9 protein-coding genes are annotated in these 4,651 nt (G+C 38.6%); 2 read left to right on the top strand and 7 right to left on the bottom strand.

What is annotated here, in order from left to right; genetic code table 11:
- Window positions 1–72: 72 nt before the first annotated feature.
- From FKN93_RS16940 to FKN93_RS16925, 4 genes are all read right to left on the bottom strand, one after another.
- The gene (locus tag FKN93_RS16940; protein ID WP_170905721.1) at window positions 73–375 is read right to left on the bottom strand and encodes a hypothetical protein; all 303 of its coding nucleotides are present in this window, start codon (window positions 373–375) and stop codon (window positions 73–75) included.
- Window positions 375–1,022, bottom strand: a complete 648-nt coding sequence (locus tag FKN93_RS16935; protein WP_170905720.1) for a serine protease — start codon at window positions 1,020–1,022, stop codon at window positions 375–377. The genes FKN93_RS16940 and FKN93_RS16935 overlap by 1 nt, the downstream gene beginning before the upstream one ends.
- Window positions 1,023–1,159: 137 nt before the next feature.
- Window positions 1,160–1,669 (bottom strand): ClbS/DfsB family four-helix bundle protein, encoded by a 510-nt coding sequence (locus FKN93_RS16930; protein WP_170905719.1) that lies wholly within the window; start codon window positions 1,667–1,669, stop codon window positions 1,160–1,162.
- 135 nt (window positions 1,670–1,804) lie between these two features.
- Window positions 1,805–2,239 (bottom strand): hypothetical protein, encoded by a 435-nt coding sequence (locus FKN93_RS16925; protein ID WP_170905718.1) that lies wholly within the window; start codon window positions 2,237–2,239, stop codon window positions 1,805–1,807.
- 217 nt (window positions 2,240–2,456) lie between these two features.
- Between FKN93_RS16925 and FKN93_RS16920 the strand changes: the two genes are divergently transcribed.
- Together FKN93_RS16920 and FKN93_RS16915 are read left to right on the top strand one after the other, a co-directional pair.
- The gene (locus tag FKN93_RS16920; protein WP_099609954.1) at window positions 2,457–2,702 is read left to right on the top strand and encodes a type II toxin-antitoxin system CcdA family antitoxin; all 246 of its coding nucleotides are present in this window, start codon (window positions 2,457–2,459) and stop codon (window positions 2,700–2,702) included.
- A complete protein-coding gene (locus FKN93_RS16915) occupies window positions 2,702–3,019 on the top strand; it encodes a CcdB family protein (protein WP_099609955.1) in 318 nt (105 codons plus the stop codon). Before FKN93_RS16920 ends, FKN93_RS16915 begins: the two co-directional genes overlap by 1 nt.
- A gap of 115 nt (window positions 3,020–3,134) precedes the next feature.
- Here the strand turns inward: FKN93_RS16915 and FKN93_RS16910 are convergent, their stop codons facing one another.
- The 3 genes from FKN93_RS16910 to FKN93_RS16900 form a co-directional block, all read right to left on the bottom strand.
- Entirely contained in the window at window positions 3,135–3,602 is a 468-nt protein-coding gene (locus tag FKN93_RS16910) for a GNAT family N-acetyltransferase (protein WP_040905372.1), read from the bottom strand.
- Between the two features lie 146 nt (window positions 3,603–3,748).
- Window positions 3,749–4,129, bottom strand: a complete 381-nt coding sequence (locus FKN93_RS16905; RefSeq protein WP_170905717.1) for an MmcQ/YjbR family DNA-binding protein — start codon at window positions 4,127–4,129, stop codon at window positions 3,749–3,751.
- A gap of 5 nt (window positions 4,130–4,134) precedes the next feature.
- A complete protein-coding gene (locus tag FKN93_RS16900) occupies window positions 4,135–4,281 on the bottom strand; it encodes a DUF3265 domain-containing protein (RefSeq protein ID WP_346009398.1) in 147 nt (48 codons plus the stop codon).
- Window positions 4,282–4,651: the final 370 nt, after the last annotated feature.

Below are 4,651 nucleotides of genomic sequence, written 5' to 3'. Positions count from 1 at the left end.
TTAGGGGCTTTCTTTCTGCTCATAACAAACAGGATGAAGCACTGGAATGATCACTCAATAGTAAAAAGTGGATCAAGTGCTGAGTGTCACACTTTTTCTGTCAATAGGGGCTTGGTGAACACTTACGCGGAAACTATTATATGCAGCATCACCACAAATAAACTTTCTAAATTCTTCTTTAAACCTATCGAAAAATGGCTCTGGTGAATCGCCAGCCCCCCCAAACTGAATCGTTGTGTTAGGTCCATTAGCCGACAACCATAATTTTATGACTTCTTCAGGCTCATTATCCTGTAGCATCTGATTAATACTATTAGCCTGATAAACTTTAAGCTCAGAAACCCACTCACCAATACTTGCATTAGGCAATTCCATTACAACATCTCCATTAAGTATTCTGAAGATATACAATGTGTTGTTTGGTGCAATTCTCTAGGATTAATCCCTCCTAAAGAAATACCACCACTGTTATCAGGAGCATAAGCACCGACCAAGATACCCACTATTTTATTGAGACGCGGTGAGAAAACCAATGAGCCTGATTGCCCAGGACGTGATTGAATATTGATAACAGCATACTTGCTCTTAATACCATTTGAATTAAGCAGAACCTTAGCTCCCACTTCAGCTTTTTGGAATGTTAGAACCCTTCGACCTTCAACACTATGTGGAAAACCAAAAATACCGACCTCTTCTGAAATACTAACCTCATCAAAACCACCAATTTCTGGAAGCCTTCCCGTTAGTTCTCCATCAATTTCTAAGATTGCTAAATCTTTAATCGGATCAATATCTACTATTTGAGCTTGTATTGGTCGACAACGATTATCCGATGTATCCTGATATGCATTAATGTCATTAATATGCGGCGCAAGAATTACAATACCTTCGCTTTGATTTCCAACTACATGGCGCGTAGTCGCTACTTTGTTTTTTGAAATGAAAAATCCTGTACCCAACATTTCAATATGTTGAGGCGTAACTTTTCCTATTGTAACTACTTGTTGAGTAAATAATTGCACTTGAATCTCCTTTGCAAACTAACGCCGCGTTAAGGGGTGAGTAACGCAACGACCAACTCACCGCATTACACTAAAAACTAATAAAATCAACGCATAACGAAAATGCTACGCGTTGCGAATCCCTCTTGAACGCTTTGTTATGTGAATTCTCGATTGAAACGCCGAACTTTTGTACGCACATTTTTCATAGGTGATGACGTATTAAACTGAATCATACGCCCCAAAGTCCATTGTTCATACCACGCAACACCATACAAATCATGATTACTTAAGCTTGAAATGAGTAAAAGGATCTCATTAATCGTAGACTCAAGTTCAATGAGTAAATCATTGTATTTCCAATCACGATACTCTTTGTGGAAGATTTCAGCGAGTAAGCCTAATTGGTTCCATTTATAACCAGTTTCTGGGAAATCTACATGTTGGTGTCGAGATCTTAGCTGATGCCATTTAAGAACTAGTTTTCCCCAACCAATCAAGTAAGCCACTGTATCACTAACACTAATGACCGTACCTTTGACGTTTCCCTCTACTCCAGATTTGCGAGATTTACTTTCCGGAATTGAACGATAGTCAGCCATGAGTTTCGGAAATATTGAGTTTATAGCTAACTCTAATTCATCCTTATTTTTTGGCACAGAAGACATTTTGATCTCCATTCACATAACGCCGCGTTAAGGGGTGAGTAACGCAACGACCAACTCACCGCATTGCACTAAAAACCAATAAAATCAACGCATAATGAAAATGCTACGCGTTGCGAATCCCTCTTTAACGCCTTGTTAGCTGGTTTTAGTAACTGCTACATGTTTGAATTTTTCACTAATTGGTCCCATGAACATCATGGCAATTAAGATACCCTCTAGTAAAATAGCAATTTCATTAAACATTGCCTCCCAACTATTCATAACAATAGGACCAACGAAAATAGACAAAGGTATAAATACAATTGAGATTACGATATAAAGAGTCCTTGCCCAACGTTTAAACTTCCATAAACCAACAGTTGAAACAGGTAGCAAAACCAATAATGCCAATGATGCCACCAATAAGAAAACCATTTCAAAGTTGGATACTTCTTTCTTTTCAGCCTGAAGTAAATACTCTTGTAAAATTGGAGGTAATGTTTCAGAAAGACTAAAGCCCGCAATAATACCAACTATTGAAGTAACTAAACCCGATATTAATATAACTCTAAATAATGTTGTGATTGACACTTTTTACTCCATAAATGTGATTAAATAAATGATTCACCAGCTAACGCCCTGCTAAGGGGTGAGCAACGTAACTACTAACTCACCGCATAACACTGTAAAAACTAAACCAAATGCATAACAAAAATGCTACGCGTTGCGAATCCCTCTTGAGCAGCTTGTTATATGCCTTTTGTACGCATATACTTAATGCGCACTTTACATACGCACTGGAGGCAGCATGAGAAACTCATACAGCACACAAGCACCAAAGAAGGCGACAAATTTAACTCTAAACAGTGAGTTACTCGCCGAGGCCAAACGCCTTAATATTAATCTTTCAGCCACAATGGAAAAGGCACTTGAAAAAGAAGTAAAACAACGCCTTAAAACTGAATGGCTAGAGCAAAATGCAGAAGCTATTAATGCATGCAATGAACTTACTGAAAATCACGGTCTATTTTCCGATTCTTACCGAGTATTCTAATGTCACAATTTTCGCTATACCAAAATAACGATAAAAGCACTTCAACAGCATACCCTTACTTTGTTGATGTTCAAAGTGAGTTACTTGATACACTGAATACTCGATTAGTTATTCCGCTAACACCCGTTGAGTTATTGGATAAAAAAGCGCCGAATCATTTATGCCCAATGATCCATATTGATCAAGGTGACTTTGTAATTTTAACTCACCAAATGGCCAGTGTCCCGACCAAGATTTTACGTGAACCAGTCAATGAGCTAAGTACTTTCAGAAATGAGATCATTGCAGCTATCGACTTTCTGATTACTGGCATATAACGCCCGGTTAAGGGGCAGCCAACGCCATTACCAAGCTTCCGCATAACACCGTAACCACAAAAAACCAACGCATAATAAAAATGCCGCGCGTTGGCTGTCCCTCTTGAACCGTTTGTTAGCTTACAGTTTTCCACAGAGTCTTTGATTGCTCTGCAAAACCAAGTTTTGTATAAAATTTTTGTGCATGACCATTGAATGCCATGACCTCAAGCTTTATTTGCTCTGCACCTTGAGATTTAGCCCAATCGCTACATTTAGCCATTAGTTGTGTCCCAATACCGGAAACTCGGACACTTTCATCGACTACAATCGTGCCAACACGACAAATCGGTATTTTAACTAGAAATGGAACTACTTCATTTTTACTAATAGTGGCAGTAATAAACCCAACTACAGCACCGGAAACTTCCGCTACAAGAAATAGCCTTGATTGATCATTTAAGGCACTAAGAAGAAACTCTTTTTCTTCGAAAGACGGTTCAACAAATGCTTCCGGAGCATTTTCAAAATGCATTATTCCTATTTGATAATTTAGACGCAAAAGTGAGTCTATATCTGATGCTTGAGCTTCTCTAATTTCCATTTTCGTTCTCTGAATATGATATGTAAGCTAACGCCGCGTTAAGGGGTGAGCAACGCAGCTACCAACTCACCGCATTGCACTAAAAACCAATAAAATCAACGCATAACGAAAATGCTACGCGTTGCGAATCCCTCTTGAACGCTTTGTTATGTGCGTGTTTCAGATTGACAAAGAATCCCTAACTCAGCCTGCTTCTTTTTACTTAAACCACTTGAAACAATTCTATAGGATTCAGATAGATAATAACGTAATTCATCATCAAGGCGACTTCCCGTTTCAGTTTGCTGAATCCATTTTATTCCTCGATTAGCAAAATATGGTGCTGGTCTGTAACCATCACAATTACTCAGAAAATCAAAGTTCAGGTCTGACACCTTAAAAGTAAATGCAGATTTCCCGTCAGAGCTCCAACCTCCGACCGCAAATACCTTATCGCCTACTTTCCATACATCAGAATTGCCCCACTGAACAACATGACTAGTCGCGGGGAAAGAGCCGCAGAATTCATTAAATTCATCGTAATTCATATTGTTCATCCTTGAAGCACATAACGCCGCGTTAAGGGGCAGCCAACGCTACTACCAACTTTCCGTATAACACTGTAACCACAAAAACCAACGCATAATAAAAATGCCACGCGTTGGCTGTCCCTCTTAAACGCCTTGTTATAAATCAGAATGGTATGTCATCCCATATACCAAATTTACTTCTCACTTCTTCTATTTTGCCTCGAAGCTCTTTAGTATCGTTCGATGTTATTGTCCCATTAGAGTTTTCTATGCTTGCAATAATTTTGGACAGTTCATCTAGTGTAATTTCTAAGTACGATAGTTTACTAGCTGTATCTGATTCAACTAAATCAAGCTGTGTGTTTAGCGAAATCATTTTTGACTTCAGATCATCGATTTCATTCGTATAAAGCGCTGAGGAATCCCCTGATGATTTTAAGAAAAATCATCAATTTAAGCTGGATACACATCTTGTCATGTGATCAAATGATTTCGCCAAAAAACAACAACCAGACAACAAGATGTGCGAACTCAATATCC

This window comes from Vibrio sp. A8-1 (assembly GCF_013048685.1).
Taxonomy (GTDB): Bacteria; Pseudomonadota; Gammaproteobacteria; order Enterobacterales; family Vibrionaceae; genus Vibrio; species Vibrio metschnikovii.
The sequence above is the reverse complement of the archived record's forward strand: the minus strand, read 5'-3'. Positions and strand labels throughout refer to the sequence as shown.